Raw genomic sequence first — 15,345 nt, 5'->3', positions numbered from 1 at the left:
TCAGCCGCGGACCTCCACCTCGTAGATCCGCGCCGCGTTGTTGCCGTCCGACGCGGCCGTCAGCACCGAGATCCGCACGTACCGCGCGTCCGCGTTCACGGTGCTCGTCGTCGAGTCCGCGGTGTTCGCCCGGACCGAGGCCCTGGTCGTCCACGCCGTACCGTCATCCGAGGTCTGCACGTCGAAGTCGCGGGTGTTCCAGGCCGGGTATTCGCCGCCCGCCCCGGCGTGCCGGATCACCACGGTGCCGATGTGCTGGCGACTGCCCAGATCGGTCTGGACGAACTTCGTGGCGCCTCCTGAGCACCACTTGTCCACCCAGCCGCCCAGCCAGCTGCCGTTGAACGCCTTCTCCGGCCCCTCCGCCGCGCCGCACGACGAGTCGGCGCCGGCCGGCTTGCGCAGAGCCAGGTCGACCGGTGCGGACGACGAGCCGTAGACCTCCAGTTCGTACACCCGGGCGGCCGCGTCGGCGGTCGAGGTGGGTGTGGTCACGTCGAGGCGCACGTAGCGGGCGGTGCGGGCCGGCACCGGCAGGTAGTTGCGGCTGTTCTTGTTGCCGGTGACCGCGACCGCGCTGCTGTAGGTCGTACCGTCGGAGCTTGTCGAAATGGTGAAAGCGGCGCTGTTCCAGTCCTGCGGCTCGCCGCCGAGCGCGGCGTTCTTGACGATGAACGATGACACGTTTTGTGCCGAGCCCAGGTCGACGGTCACGGTGCGCGGGGTGGCTGAGGAGCACCATTTGCTGTTGCCCTTCAGCGCGCCGTCGACGGCTTTCGCGGCGGTCTCGCTGCCGCAGACCGCGGCGCCGCCGACGGCCGGTCGGCCCAGCGCCAGGTTGTCGCCGAGGGACGGCTCGGCGGGCGGCTGGTCGGCTCCGTCGCCGAAGCTGGGCGGCACGTCACCGCTGCCGGTGCCCCAGACCGAGGGAGCAGACCCCATCTCGTACGAAATAGTGCCGCCGTTGGCGATGTCCGGATAGCGCAGATAGTTGTGCGTCGTCGAGGTGCCGTCGACCGATAGTGATTGGACATACGGCGCCGTCGCGCTGCCCCCGCTGATCGTGATGTTGCCGCCCGGGCGCTGCAGCAGCACGCTCGGGAAGATCCCGCCGTGTACCGCGAGGGTGTCCGCGCCGGGGGTGACCGGGTAGAGCCCGAGCGCCGCCCACACGTACCACGCGGAGGTCGCGCCGAGGTCGTCGTTGCCGGGCAGGCCACCCGCGCCGGTGGTGAACGACTCGGCCATCACCCGCCGCACCGTCTCGCTGGCACCGGCCGGCCGGCGCACGAAGTTGTACGTCCACGGCACCCCGTGCTCGGGCTCGTTGCCGACGTAGAAGTACGGCCGGGACAGCCCGCCGTTCAGCTCGGTGAAGTGATGATCGAGTCGCTGGCCGGCGGTGCCAGGGCCGCCCATCAGCGTGATCAGCGCGCCGAGGTTGTGCGGCACCATCCAGGTGTACTGGGCCGCGTTGCCCTCCACGTACGGCTTCTCGGTCGCCGGGTTCAGCGCCGCCGACCAGTTGCCGTCCGACCCGCGGGTGTGGATGTACGACGACTCGCCGTTGAACAGGCTGCGCCAGTACTGCGCGTGCGTCGCGTACGTGCCGGCGCCGGCCGTGTCGCCGAGCGCGGCCGCGAACCGGCTGATCGCGAAGTCCGACGCGGCGTATTCCAGGGTCTCCGACGGGTTGCCCGGGATGTAGTGCTGACCGTTGTAGACCGCGTAGTTGCCGCGCAGCACGTACCCCTGGGTCGCCCCGCCGGTCGCGCCCTTCTTCATCAGCGCGAGCGCGGCGGCGGTGTCGAAACCGCGCGCGCCGAACGCGTACGCGCTGCCCACGATGATCGGGCCGGGGTCGCCAGGCATCACGAAGTCCTCGATGCTCTGGTGCGACCACTTCGGCAGCAGCCCGCCCTGCTGGCCGTCGAGCACCATCGACTTCACGATGTCCGACATCACGTCCGGCGCGATCAACGCCACCAGCGACGACCACGACCGGTAGATGTCCCAGCCGGAGTAGTTCTGGTAGACCGGATGCGTCGCGGTGTGCACCTGCTGGTCGAAGCCCATGTACTGCCCGTTGGTGTCGCTGGCCACGTTCGGGTTCATCAGCACGTGGTAGAGGGCGGTGTAGAACTTCTGCAGGTCAGTGGCTCCGCCACCGGTGACTTGCACCCGGTTCAGGGCCGCGTTCCACGCGGTGTCAGCCCTTGATCGTACGGTGTCGAAAGCGGCCGCCTCGGCGGTCGCGTTGTTCTGCGCGTTCGCCACGCTCACGAACGAGACGCCGACCGTCGCGGTCACCACCGGGTTCGCCGTGGTGTCGAACGTGACGTACGCGCCGGCCTGGGTGCCGCTGGCCGCCGTCGACCCGGCGCTGACCGTCGCACCGGAGAACGTGCCGACGCCGGTCGGCGCCCGGTCGAACAGGATCGAGTAGTACATCTTGAACGTCCGCCCGCCGCAGAACCCGCCCGCGGTGTGCTCACCCCAGACCCGGTTGCCGCTGATCGTCACGTTGCCGGCCCGGTCGCCGGTGGCCGACCGGGAGGCGTTGATCAGTACGCGGGCGGTGGTGCTGGCCGGGTAGGTCAGCCGCAGCGCGCCGGTCCGGGTGGTCGCGCTGAGCTCGGCGTCCACGCCGTACTTGTCGAGGCGGTTGCGGTAGTAGCCGGGCGCCGCGGCCTCGTTGCCTTTCGTGTACGCGCTGGCGTAGCTGGTCCACGCCGAGCCGGGGGAGGACCCGATCGCCCCCGTGATCGGCAGGATCGGCAGGTCCTCGTTGTTCGGGCAGCCGGCCCCGTTGAAGTGGGTGAGGCTGAACGACTCGATCGTCCGGTCCCGGTCGCGGTAGCCCGACGGCGACGCACTGGGCGTGTCCGGACTGAACTGGACCATGCCGAACGGCACTGTCGCGCCGGGGAACGTCGACCCGCCGGCGCCACCGCCGACCGGGTTGGGTGAGTTGCTGTCGTCCGTGCCGACCAGCGGATTGACGTATCCGGTCAGCGGAAGGTCGGCGGCCTGCGCCGAGGTGGGTGGGATGGCCAGAACGGTGGTGGCCAGCAGCGTTACCGCCGCCAGGGTACGGAGCATGAAGTGCCGTCCCTTCACGTGTCATGGGAGTATGACAACGCTGTCAGGACTCATTGAAACAAGTCAATGAATTGAGGTTCCGGAACCGACGCGCCGCGCCTTACGCCTGGTCCGCGGTCGCGGGATCGTCGCTCTCCCGGCGGTCCTCGGCCGGCGCGGGAACGCACACGACGGCGACCGCGGCGAGAGCATAGGGGACTGGTGCGACCAGGCCGTAGAACCAGCCGGGCTGCACCCCGCCGCCGGGGATCTGCTGGTGGGCGAGCAGCAGCGCGGCACCCAGGAACGCCCACGAGCCGAGTGCCGCGAGGCGGGCCGGCTGGACGCCCAGTGCGCGCATCGCCAGCCAGTTGGCGATCGGCACCACGACGGCGTAGACACCGACGGCCAGCGCCGCGGTCAGCAGGCCGCTGAAGTCGCCACCCGCACGCTGCTCCCGGTGGTAGCTCGCTACCAGAACGCTCGCCAGCACCGTGACCAGCGCCAGGCCGAACACCGCGGCCCACAGGGCGGCGGTCGCGATCCGCACCAGATGCCGAGGGCCGATGATCCACTGGTCAGAACTGGTCACCCGCCTCGCCGACAGCCAGTCCACCAGCCGCCAGACGCACGCCACGACGAACACGACCGGACTGAGAACGACCACACCGAGCAGACTCACACCGCCCATCATGCCGGGCGAGAACCCGCGCCCAGCTCCGCGGAACGCCCGGCGGCCCGTCACCGGCCCGGCTGGCTCCCACGGCCCTTATCGGGCCGCCGTAACGGCCGCTAGGCCCAGCCCGGCAGCCCCAGCTCCGGCGCGGCGAGCACCCATCGTGGTCTCACGGCCGTGATAGCCACCATGGGCGCTCGCCGTGCTGGACCGGCGAGCGCCTGTGGTGCGGACTCAGCTGGTGGCTCGGGCGACCGCGTCGCGGATCAAGGCGATCCCGGTGTCGCCGACGATTGCCTGCAGGGAGTCGTAGTCGAGGTAGAGGTCGTCGCCGGGAGTGTGGTGCTGTAGTTGGTAGCCGACCCAGAACTCGAGTTCGGGATGGCCGGCCGCCTGCAACCGGCTCAGGATGCCGGTGGCGTCCGGGACTACCGTGAGGGAGTCGCGGATCGGCAGACGGACACCGGAGAGCCGCATGCCGGTGAACGACACGTCGACCAGGCGGCAGCCGCGCAGATCCAGATCGGTCAGCGCGGCCGGGCCGACGAACGTGACGTCCTCGAGTTCGCCGCTCATCCGGCACGCGGTGAAGGCGCAGCGTTTGAAGAACATCTCGGCGATCCGGGTCCGGTCGAAGGTGCACCGCTCGAACGTCGCGCCGTCGACGAGCGCACCGGTCATCGTGAGGTCGTCGAAGGTGCAGTCACGCCAGGTGGTGCCGGTGCCGCGGTGCCGGGCGCTGAGCACCGTGCCGGTGATGGTGGCGCCGCTGAGGTCGCAGCGCTCGAACGAGCCGCGCCAGGCGCCGAAGTTCGTCAGGTCGGCGCCGCGCAGCAGGCAGTCCTCGAACTGGGGGTCGATCAGCGTGAAGTGCCGCAGCCGGGCCCCGCTCAGGTCGACGCCCCGCAGCCGGGCTTTGCGCAGCTCCGGAAGGGGACGGTCGGCGACACCGACGGTCAGCCCGGCCGCCTGCACCGGGGTGAACCCGGGCTCGGCCAGGGTGAAGCCGCGCAGGTCGATCCGCCCGTCCACGGTGGGCAGTCCCAGCCCGTCGAGGGAGCGGCGCCAGGACAGGCGCCGCAGGACCTTGGCGGCGGTCCGCCGGCCGTCCTCGGTGAGCCAGCGTTCTCGGTGGTCCATGAGGAAACTCCTCGAGGTGGGATGCCCGGACTCGTCGTCCGAGCATCCCACCTCAGTCAGGCCGGCTGAACTCAGCGGGGCGGGCGGGTCGGCAGCAGGATGCCGTTGCCGAACTGGCGGGCGTAGTCCTGCACGTGCTGCGCCCACTGTTCCGGCGTCGTCATGTCCCACCAGGTCCGCAGATGGGGGTTCCAGAAGTCCGGCGCGTTCTCCGGCGGGAAGTGCCGCGCCTGGAAGACCCGGGTCCGCAGGTACCGGTTGGCCGCCACCCGTTCCTTGGCGACCCGGTCGATGACGTTGCCGCGACCCGCCTCGGCCAGCCGGGTGCTGGACCGCTGCGCCTGCTCGCGCGCACTCATCTCGATCCGGCCGGCGTCCACGTCGGCGACCGTACGGTCCACGATCGCCTTGAGCCGGGCACTGATCTTCGCCACGTAGTAGCGGTTCTCCAGGTTCGTGACGATGTTGATCCGGCCGTACGCGAAGCCCTGCGCGGCGCCGAGCGCACCGCCGATGGCCGCGCCGGTCGCGGTCGCCTGCGCCAGCCCGGTCCACGAGCACTGCACGCACATCAGCCCGTAGTCGGTGGCGCCTCCGGCGGCGCCGGCCCCGAGGCCGACGATCGCCTGTGAGGCCCAGCCGGGCAGCGTCCGCGGCAGCGCCCCGGCGATGCCGAGTCCCACCCCGGCACTGATCCCGCCGGTGATCGCACCGACCACGCCCGCGGTCACGAAGGCACCCACCGAACAGGCGCCCTGCTCGCCCTGCGCACAGCTGATGCCCTGGCCGGTGAGTCCGCCGCCCAGTCCCGCGGCCGCGCCGCAGAGGACCAGGCCGAGGCCCTCGGTGGCCAGGCCCAGGGCGGCGCAGCCGGCGAAGATGCCGACCCCGGCCGCGACCGAGCCGAGCACGGACAGCCAGCTGTGGCCGTCCAGTTCGACGTTGCTGATCGGGTTGCCGCCGGCGAAGCCGTACCGGCCGCCGGTCAGCCCGGTGTCGGCGCCCGAGCCGCTGTAGGAGTCACGGCTGAGGAACTGGTTGATGTTCGGGTTGTAGGTGCGGGCGCCCATGCTCAGGTTCCCGGTGCCGACCGACACCCGCGCCGAGTTGAAGCGGTAGCTGTTGTACGGGAACGTGAGCCCGTCATCGGTCTTGTCCAGCCCGGTGGTGAGCGCATCGGTCCGGGCGCCGTACGCGGTGTAGCCGTACGTCGCGTCGGTCGTGCCGGACGAGCCGGTCAGCGCCTCCACGTCCTGGTGCGGGCTGTACGTGTAGTAGTCGGTCTGGTTCACCGGCGGCGTGCCCTGGGCGGTGTTGCGCAGCACGAGCCGCTCCCCGCCCGGGGTGTAGTCGTACGTCGTGCTCCCGCCGCCCCCGGCCGCGTACTGCCGCTGCTCGGCGTTGACGACGCCGGTCGTACCCAGGTAGTCGAAGTTCTGCTGACCGATCTGCTCGCCGCCGAGACTGATCTTCTCGGTGGTGGCCCGGTTCAGCGAGTCGTACGTGTAGGTGTCCTTCTTCGTCTTGCCGTCCGTGGTGGTGCTGGACTGCGTGACGAGGTTGTCGTAGCCGTCGTAGGTGTACTGCTGCTCGGCGCCCAGGTTGGTGCCGAGCACGGCCAGGTTGGAGATCGCGAAGAGCCGGCCCAGCGTGTCGTACTGGTAGCCGCCGGTGACCGGTAGCGGCGCGACGATCGCCTGGGAGCTCGAGATCCGGCCGCGGTCGTAGTTGAAGAACACGTCCACGTCGTCGACGAGCTGGTGGATGATGTTGCCGGCGCTGTCGTACTCGTAGGTCTGGTTGTCCTTGCCGTCCGAGTTGGTCACCTTGGTGATCTGGTTGTTCGGGCTGTACTCCCGGTCGGCGGTGCGGTTCAGGGCACTGTGGTCGTCGGCGTTCTGCAGCGCGCCGACGTCCTTGGTGACGTTGCTGTTCGGGTCGTAGGTCAGGGTGTGCGACGCGATCGTGGCGCCGGCACCGGTCTGCTCGCTCATCGTGGCGAGCGCGCCGTCCAGGTGGTACGTGTACCCGACCTTGTTGCCGTTGCCCTTGGTCTGCGAGGCACGCTGCCCGGCCGGGGTGTAGGTGAACGCCGTGGTGATCCCGGCGTCCCCGGCACCCTTCTTTGTCACCACCTGGGTGAGCAGGTTGCGGATGTCGTACGTGTAGGTGTTGGCGTCGGCGTCGTTGGTCTGGGTCAGCAGGTTGCTCGCGGCGTCGTAGCCGTAGGTGAGCGTGTGCTTGACCGTGTCACCGGACTTCTCCTGCAGCTGGGTCGGCCGGCCGAGCTTGTCGAACGTCGCCGGGTAGTGGTCGAACTGCGCGTTCGGCGAGGTGTCGGCGACGTCGATCCGGTTGCCGTCGAGGTCGTACGTGTAGGCCGCCGTGACCGGCTGCTGCCCGGGGTCACCGGAGTTGTCCCGGACCAGCCGGACCGCGTCGGCCACCGTCGTGTCGCCGTTGGCCCGCAGCACGATGTTCTGCCCGGTGCCCGCCTTGAGCGCCCACTGGCCGTCTTCGGTCGCCGGGTTGCTCAGCGGCACCCAGGTCCCGCCGCCGCTGGCCTGATTGACGAAGACCGGGTCGCTGCCGTTCACCGAATATCCGGCCGGCCCCTTGCCGACGCCGGCCGGGAACCAGACGTAGACGGTGTAGTCGCCGTCCTGCGGGATCGTCGGGTTCCAGCTGAACGTGTTGATCGTGCCGGTCCAGTAGGTGGAGCCGTCGAAGCCCTTGCCCCGGGGACCCGCCTCCCAGCCCCGGTCGGCCGAGGTGTTCGGCGAGTCGGCGGTCAGGATCTGCGACTGCCAGCCGGCCGGCAGCCCGCCGTCGTGGTAGCCGGCCAGTTTGCCGTCCGGGTGGTAGTCCCAGGTCATCTGGCGGGCCGCGGTGCCGTCGGCGGCGGTCAGCTTGCGGGAGGTCTGCAGGCCGAGCGGGTTGTAGTCGTAGTCGGTGGCGATGTGGAACGGGTCGGTGGACCGTTTGATCCAGCCGTTGTCGAAGTAGTCGTACGTGGTGGTCGTCGACGTGGCCGGGATCCCCTTGCTGCGGCTGATCTGGCTGACCTCGGTGACCTGCCCGGCCGCGTCGTAGGTGTAGTCGGTCTCCGGCCGGTTGTCCGCGCCGTAGACCGAGTCGGCCGCCGCGGACGCGTCGTAGGCGCCGAGCGACTTTGACCGGCGGTTGTCCTTGTCGTACTCGGCGGACAGGGTGTACGACCCGGCCACCCCCGACGCCACGCCCTTCGGAGTGATCACGCTGGTGTTGTTGCCGACCTGGTCGTACTGGTACTGCGTGGTGTTGAAGGCGCCGCTGACGTGCGGGACCTGGACCTGGGTGACCTGGCCGTTCGCGTCCAGCGAGTAGTACGCCGTGGCCTTGTTCTGGTCGGTGCGGGTCAGGACCAGACCGTCCGCGTCGTACGTGGTCGCGGTGGTGGTGCCGGCCGCGTCGGTGGTGCTGACCGGCCGGTGGTCGACGTCGTACCCGACCTTGGAGACGTGCTGGAGCGGGTCGGTGAGCTGCACCTTGTTGCCGACACCGTCGTACCCGGTGATGGTTTTGCCACCGAGAGCGTCGGTGACCGTGACCGGCTGGTCGGCCGCGTCGTAGGTGACCGTCGACGCGTTGCCGTTCGGTGACGTGCTGGTCAGCTGGTTGCCGACCGCGTCGTAGGTGAACTTCACGATCCGGGCCGCCGTCGTGCCGGTGTCGGCCGGCAGCGTGCTCGAGGTGGTCCGGTCGGCGGCGTCGTAGACCGCCGTGCTGACCGCGCCGTTCGCCGCGGTCGCCGTGGTGACGTTGTCGTTGGCGTCGTAGACCGGCGCCGGGTAGGTGAGGAAGGTGTCGGCCGCCTGGTCCTTGGGCACCTTGGCGTCCAGGTCACGCAGGAACACGTCGTAGTTCTGGGTCGCGACGTTGCCCAGCGGGTCGGTGACCGAGGCCACCTCACCGCGCGGGCCGTAGGCGAGCCGGGCGACCCCACCCTCCGGGCTGGTGATCGAACGCGGCTGGCCGGTCGGCTCGTAGACGGTGACCGGCAGCGGCAGGTAGTAGCTGTAGGCGGTGGTGTGGTTGTTCGCGTCGGTGGTGCTGATCAGCCCGCCGTACGCGTCGTAGGCGTACGTGGTGACGAACCCCGACCCCGCCGCGGTGCCGTTCGGCGCCTGCGCGGTGAGCACGTTGCCGAAGTCGTCATAGGTGTAGTGCCACTTGCGCCCGGCCGCGGACACCTGATCCACCAGGTCGGCGACGTGCCCGGCGAGCGCGAACCGGTACGCGTACCGGGCCGTGCCGGTGCCGGCCGCGTCGGTCACGCTGATCGGGTAGCCGGTGTCCTGGTCGTAGGTCCAGGTGGTCCGGGCCCCGTTGTTCTCGGTCAGCGTGGCGACGTTGTTGTCGCCGTCCCAGGTCAGTTGGGTCCGCTGGTTGAGCGGGTTGACCTGCTGGATCATCCGACCGGCCGCGTCGATCTGGAAGACGTACCGATGGTTGTTCGCGTCGGTGGCCGTGGTCTGCTGCACCGCGCCGGCCACCGACCCGGGCACCTGGTAGGCGAACTGGGTGGCCTTGCCGAGCCGGTCGGTGACCGCGTCGGTGCGCCCGCCGAACAGCGACAGGCTCGGCCGGTACGCGATCCGGCTGGTGGCCCCGCGCGGATCGGTGACCGCCACTAGCTTCACGTTGAGCAGCGTCGGCGTGTAGCTGAATGTGAACGTCTTCGCGGCAGCGTCCCCGGCCCCGTCCACCAGGCGTCCGAGCAGGCCCTGCGGGGTGTAGTAGAACGCGACGGTCCGGCCGGCGACGTCACTGACCGACTTGACGTGGTCGATGATCTGCGGGTCGGTCAGGTTGGTCGCCGCGACCAGGTTCCCCGAGCCGTCGACGTACGAATAAGCCTCGCCCCTCGCGTAGTAGTTCACCGTCAGCGTCTGCCGGGCGACCGGGTCGGTGATGTAGGTGAGGAACCGGGTCGGCCGGCCCAGCGCCTGGCGCGACGCGTAGGTGAAGTCGGCCTCGTTGCCGTTCGCGTCCACCTGCGCCGTCGGGTAGCCGGCGCAGTCGAAGTAGTACACCGTCCGGTCCGGCCGGGTCATCGACCAGGCGCTGGCGTTCTCCGTGGTCAGGCCACAGTTGACCAGCTGCTGCAGGTACAGGTGCACGCCCGGCGGCGCCCGCCAGACGCCCGCGCCCACGTCCCGGACGAACCGGTGCGCGTTGCCGGTGCCGTCGACCATGGTCACCGTCAGCGGGTTGACGATCGGGAAGAAGTCCAGCGGCTGACCCACCCGCATCGGCGCGGACGCCTGCATGGTCCAGCCGTACCCGGAGTCCGCGTCGATCGTCGAACTGGAGTTGTAGGTCATCCGCAGCAACGTGGTGAAGCCGCGCGACGGGTTCGCGAACAGGTCGTAGTTGAACACCGAGTTGCCCGACGAGAGGTTCGTGGAGATCGTCGAACCGGACCCGGCCGGCGTGGTCGTGTACTGGTAGAAGCTCTCCAGGCCGAGCTGGTTGTTGCCGGACGGGTCGACGCTGACCGGCTGCGCCAGCGCGCTCACCCCGGCCGACGCCGACAGGTACGTGCCGCTGCCGGTGTCGAGCATGTCCCAGGCCAGCGCGTAGCCCTCGGCGTCGTTGCCGCTGGCCGGCGTCGGCGCGACGATCTTCGCGTTCAGGGTCACCGTGGCGCCGGGCGCGAGATCCGCCGGCAGCGCGGTCCGGACCTGGTTGGACGCGTCGGTGGCCTCGGTGCCGTCGGGCAGCGTCCAGTGATAGGTCAGCACCTGGCTGCCCGCCGCCCAGGTCGCGTCGGTGGTGTTGTTGATCGTGACGGGTGCGGTGTACTCGCCGCCGCCGACCAGTTGCTCCGGCGTGGACGGCGCGTAGTAGGTGGCGTCCGTCGACCGGTCCAGGTAGCTGAGCACCAGCTGCGGGGCGAGCCGCGGCTCCTCGGTGGCCGGGCCGGCGAACACGGTGCGCTCCTGCGGCGCGGCCGACGTCTCGTCCTTGAGCTTGACGAGCAGGCCGTGGTTGGAGCCGGCGTCGCCGAGCCAGCCCCGGACGACCGCGGTGGCGTCCAGGTTCTGCCGGTTCGGGTCGTTGGTCAGCCCGGAGACGGTACCGGCGGCCGCCGCGGTGAAGTCACCACCGGCCGAGCTCCACGCCGTACCGGTCGCGGCGGTGTTCCAGGTGGCCTGCTTGCCGGTGAACGAGCGGGTCAGCCCGTGCAGCTCGTAGACCGCGCCGGAACTGGTCGTGGTCGTCGTCTCCTGCCACAGCTTCAGGTGCGCGTCGACGATCCGGGCACCGGCCGGGATCCCCTGAAGGGCGCCGAAGTCGAGGACCGAGCGGGTCACCCCGTAGGTCGCGGAGTTGTCGCCGACCGACAACCACGGCTGGGCGACGCCGCCGTCGGTCAGGGTGTTCAGGACGGCGCCCGGCTGGCTGGACGACAACGTGGTCGCCGCGGCCGCCGGCAGCAGCAGCGTGGTCCGGCCCGCCTTCGGCAGCCGGACCAGCTGCGTCGGGCCCGGGATGAGCTTTCCGCCCTTGGTCTTCACCACCGCCATGTAATAAAACGCATTACCGTACGGGTCGGAGCTGTCCGCCGGGGTCGGGACGGCCGTCGAGTCGGCGAAACCGGTCGCGCCGGAGGTCACCGGGGAGACCAGGGTGCTCGCGCCCGGCGTGAAGCTCTGCTGGACGCTGCGGTGCACCTGGTACTCGGCGAGGTCGTTCGCCGCGTCCCCGGTCGTGTTGGCATACGCCGGCCAGGACAGCTCGGCGCCGGTGGCGTGCACGACCGCCGGAGGGTTCACCGCCACCCCGGGCACCCCGTAGGTGAGGACCAGTTTGGGGTAGGTGACGGTCTCCCCGCCATACGCGTAGATCGAACCCTCGAAGCGGGGACCGCCCTGGTTCAGGGTGGACTCGTCGGTGGCCTTGAGCACGAACCCGTTGTTGGTACTGCCGTTCACCCAGGACTGCACGGCCGAGGTGACCGGGAAGTCCACCCAGGCGCCGAGCGTGTTCGCCTTCTTGGTGGCGGTACCGGCGACCGGTCCGCCGATCGACTTGGCGCTGTTCCAGGTGGCGGTCGCCGCGCTCCACGCCGCGTTCGCCTGCAGCGCCTGCATCGGCACGCTGTTCGCACCGGTGGTGAACGTCTGGTCGTAGTAGAGCCGCAGGTCCGCCGAGGCGACGGTGGTTCCGGCCGGGACCGCCGGCAGCGGGATCTTTATCAGCGTACGGGCGGGGCCGGTGGCCGTCGTGCCGACCGACAGGCGCCACGACGTGCTGTAGTTCGCCGCCGGGCCGTCCGCGAGGACCATCGTGTTCGCGGCGGCCGACGGGGTCGGCGCCACCACGATGGTCGGGTCGATCGTCACCGGGTAGACCCGGGCCGCGTCGGCGAGCCAGCCCGCGTCCGGCCGCACGGTCACGTGCACGGCGCCGGTCACGGCGTCGACCGTCATGCTCTGCGTGACCTCGGTGCTGGACACGTGCCCGTACGGTGACGTCTTGTCGATCTTGGAATCTGCCATGTAGGGGGCCGGAATCGTGAAGACGGGAGTCCCGGACTCGCCGGCCCGGAACTCGATCGCGCCGCCGGCCACCTGCCGCGGCACGAGGCCGCCGCCGACCGTGATCGTGTAGCGGTAGGACCGGTCGGCCGCGGGGGCCTTCGCCAGCACGATCGACTTCTGCACGCCCTCGGGGCCGACCTGATAGCGCAGGTCAGCGCCGGGATAGGCGTCCGGGTAGGTGACCGAGTCCTTCGCGATCTTCGGCGCCGTGATGGCCGCGCCGTCCGCGGCGACCTGCACGGACGCGCCGCCCTGCTCGATGCGCAGCAACTGCGCGGCGTCCGGCGAGAAGTAGGTGTGGAACGCGTTGCCCTCGGCGCCCGCGGTGAACGCCCCGTGCGAGACGGTCTTCACGCTCGGGTCGATCTTCTGCCAGGCACCCTTGCCGTCGCGGTAGTTCACCGGCAGCGCGGAGATCTCCTGCTGCACGCTGCCGTCCGACATGGTGTACGACGCGGTGGTCGCGGTCCGGCGGTCGGCGAGCTCCTTGACGCGCTTGGCGCGCGGATCCGGCTTGAGAGTCGGGGTGCCGCCCTTGTCGGACGGCTTCTTGTAGGCGGTGGTGGTGGACTTCGGGGTCGTGGCGGCTTTCCAGCCGGCGTTGCCCCGCGGTTGCACATGATGGTCCTTCTTCGGGGCTGCCGCCGCCGTCTCCGGTTGGGCGATCACGCCGGTGACCAGCACCGGAACCATTAACATCGATAGCCATCGATACCAAAGCGCATGGTGATGCCGCTGATGCATGCCGCGTCCTCCGTGTCAACGAGCCCCCGCTCCCGGGGCGGCCAGTCGTCAAGCGTAGAGAACGCAGTGATGACTTTCGATCTCTTGAACATAAATGAACGTCAATATGGCACGCTTACCAGCTGACCTGCGCCCTCTCGCCGGTGAGTGGGTTCGCTCGGCCGGTCGGCTGTTTCTTGGCGCCAGCCCAATGAGGCGCACCCGCTGACCGAAAATGACGATGCCCGGACACCGCCGCATATGAGGCCGAGCGGCACGAGATGAGCCCGGTGGAGGTGGGACACGCGGCCGAGGGGCCGCTGCGCGTCGGTTAGCCTGCCCTCATGGTGAGCGCCGAGCTGGATGAGTTGATCGTTGCGGACGCGGACGAGCTGCGTGCGTGGTTGTCGGTCAACCACGCCACGGTGCCCGGTGTCTGGTTGGCCCTGACCAAGAAGGGCGGCACCGTTACCACGCTGACCTGGCAGCAGGCGGTCGACGAGGGACTGTGTTTCGGCTGGATCGACGGGCAGGCCCGGAGGCGGGATGAAGAGAGCTCGTGGATCCGGTTCACCCCGCGCCGAGCCCGCAGCGTCTGGTCACAACGCAACGTCACCCACGTCGCCCGGCTGGAAGCGGCCGGGCGCATGATGCCCACCGGCCGCGCCGCGGTGGACGCCGCGAAAGCGGACGGGCGGTGGGCGGCGGCCTACGCCCCGTCGTCGGAGGTCGAGGCGCCGGCCGACCTGCTCACCGCGATCGCCGCGGTTCCGGCCGCGCAAGCCATGTTCGACGTGCTCACCAAGGCGAATCTGTTTGCTCTCGTCCACCGGGTCAACGGCGTCAAGCGGGTGGAGACCCGCGAGCGGAAGATCGTCGAGTTCGTCGCCATGCTGGCCCGCCACGAGACGATCTACCCGCAGAAGGCCAAGCCGCCGACCGCGCCGTGATCGGTGAGGTCAGGCCAGGAGAGCCAATGCCGTCCTTGCCGACGCCCTGACCTGATCCCATTCCGTTCTCCCGGCCAAGGCCTCGACGTGCCACAGGCCGGCGTTGTGCTGTCCGCTCATGGAACTGAGGTTCTGGTCGATCTCGGTCAGCGCGGGCAGCGCCGCGGCGTTCAACCAGCCACGCTCGACGAAGGTCGGTACCAGCCGGAACCCATCGTCGAACTCCAGCGCCAGCTCGTCCACCAGCGGGAAGCCCTTCTCGCCGAGCCAAGCGACCTGGGCGTCGGCTTCCAGCGCAAGCACGGCGACGCTCCGCACGAAAGCGGCGACGAAAATGGCGCCTGGCTGTTCCACGAGGTCAGCCTATTTGACCACTCCCGCTACCTGCGTGGCGGCGGCCGGATGCAGGGAAGCCGCGAGACGCCGCCGCGATCGCCTCGCTGCTGGACCGACTTGCGAGAGCGAGAATTCGCTGTGCCTGGACATCAACGCCGATTAGGTTCGCGTGCCATGAGAAGCCGGCAACATCTCGTGGAAGTTGCCCGAGTGGAGCGAGCGTGGGACACCTCCTGGCCTGGCTGCCCGCCTGTGGCGCGTGTGCTGCGCCGAGGGTTTTCGGGGCATTCGGTTCGGTTCTACACACTCCCGGGAGGGAAGCGGTACGCCACCTCAGACTCCGAGCATGCGGAGATCCTGCGCCGGCATCACGTTCTCTTGACAGCGATCTTCGGGGGCCTCGGCTCGGGCGATGAATTGCTGACCGCGGTCACCTGCTCCTGGTCGGCAGCTTCACAGCCGCCACCACGCGATAGCGCGGTGGCCTCCACCACGCCTGCCGCTGTGCACTGGCGTAGTGATGACCTGTCGACGGGCCCGCGCTTTCCCTCCTGGCAACACCACTACGTTTCGCAGCTGGACCAGCGCGATCCGGCGTTCGACCAGCTTCTACTCTGCGTGGCCGACGACATGACCGACGACGTCATGCTGTTCGGCGACACCGGCACGTGGGCCTACCACCCCTATGACGGCGGCGCGGAGGTGTTCGCCCCGGACGCCGGGGCCCGCGATCAGCTCGCGGCCGCACATGCCGACTGGGCAGTACCGACTTCGCCGGCAACGTAAGCCGTGATGAGGGGCATCACGGCGCCTTCACGGCGTACGAAAAAAGGGTAGCTAACTGCTGGCG

7 protein-coding genes are annotated in these 15,345 nt (G+C 69.8%); 2 read left to right on the top strand and 5 right to left on the bottom strand.

Going from position 1 to position 15,345, the window contains the following annotated elements; genetic code table 11:
• The 4 genes from Apa02nite_RS32935 to Apa02nite_RS32920 form a co-directional block, all read right to left on the bottom strand.
• A complete protein-coding gene (locus Apa02nite_RS32935) occupies positions 1 to 3,102 on the bottom strand; it encodes a GH92 family glycosyl hydrolase (RefSeq protein ID WP_203828516.1) in 3,102 nt (1,033 codons plus the stop codon).
• Between the two features lie 100 nt (positions 3,103 to 3,202).
• A complete protein-coding gene (locus tag Apa02nite_RS32930) occupies positions 3,203 to 3,763 on the bottom strand; it encodes a hypothetical protein (RefSeq protein WP_203828515.1) in 561 nt (186 codons plus the stop codon).
• A 228-nt stretch (positions 3,764 to 3,991) separates the two neighbouring features.
• Complete coding sequence (locus tag Apa02nite_RS32925; protein WP_203828514.1) at positions 3,992 to 4,897, bottom strand: pentapeptide repeat-containing protein; 906 nt, start codon at positions 4,895 to 4,897, stop codon at positions 3,992 to 3,994.
• Positions 4,898 to 4,968: 71 nt separating this feature from the next.
• Positions 4,969 to 13,185 (bottom strand): DNRLRE domain-containing protein, encoded by an 8,217-nt coding sequence (locus tag Apa02nite_RS32920; protein ID WP_203828513.1) that lies wholly within the window; start codon positions 13,183 to 13,185, stop codon positions 4,969 to 4,971.
• Positions 13,186 to 13,553: 368 nt separating this feature from the next.
• Between Apa02nite_RS32920 and Apa02nite_RS32915 the strand changes: the two genes are divergently transcribed.
• Entirely contained in the window at positions 13,554 to 14,159 is a 606-nt protein-coding gene (locus Apa02nite_RS32915; RefSeq protein ID WP_203828512.1) for a YdeI/OmpD-associated family protein, read from the top strand.
• A gap of 9 nt (positions 14,160 to 14,168) precedes the next feature.
• Here the strand turns inward: Apa02nite_RS32915 and Apa02nite_RS32910 are convergent, their stop codons facing one another.
• Complete coding sequence (locus tag Apa02nite_RS32910; protein ID WP_203828511.1) at positions 14,169 to 14,513, bottom strand: hypothetical protein; 345 nt, start codon at positions 14,511 to 14,513, stop codon at positions 14,169 to 14,171.
• A gap of 48 nt (positions 14,514 to 14,561) precedes the next feature.
• Here Apa02nite_RS32910 and Apa02nite_RS52555 point away from each other — a divergent pair, with 48 nt between their 5' ends.
• Positions 14,562 to 15,281, top strand: a complete 720-nt coding sequence (locus Apa02nite_RS52555) for a DUF3885 domain-containing protein (protein WP_444978710.1) — start codon at positions 14,562 to 14,564, stop codon at positions 15,279 to 15,281.
• Positions 15,282 to 15,345 lie beyond the last annotated feature (64 nt).

The organism is Actinoplanes palleronii (assembly GCF_016862315.1).
Taxonomy (GTDB): Bacteria; Actinomycetota; Actinomycetes; order Mycobacteriales; family Micromonosporaceae; genus Actinoplanes; species Actinoplanes palleronii.
The sequence above is the reverse complement of the archived record's forward strand: the minus strand, read 5'-3'. Positions and strand labels throughout refer to the sequence as shown.

Excerpts from the sequence above, each read along its gene's own strand:
- Apa02nite_RS32935 (WP_203828516.1), bottom strand. The coding sequence starts at position 3,102 with ATGCTCCGTACCCTGGCGGCGGTAACGCTGCTGGCCACCACCGTTCTG.
- Apa02nite_RS32925 (WP_203828514.1), bottom strand. The coding sequence starts at position 4,897 with ATGGACCACCGAGAACGCTGGCTCACCGAGGACGGCCGGCGGACCGCC.
- Apa02nite_RS32920 (WP_203828513.1), bottom strand. The coding sequence starts at position 13,185 with ATGTTAATGGTTCCGGTGCTGGTCACCGGCGTGATCGCCCAACCGGAG.
- Apa02nite_RS32915 (WP_203828512.1), top strand. The coding sequence starts at position 13,554 with ATGGTGAGCGCCGAGCTGGATGAGTTGATCGTTGCGGACGCGGACGAG.
- Apa02nite_RS52555 (WP_444978710.1), top strand. The coding sequence starts at position 14,562 with ATGCAGGGAAGCCGCGAGACGCCGCCGCGATCGCCTCGCTGCTGGACC.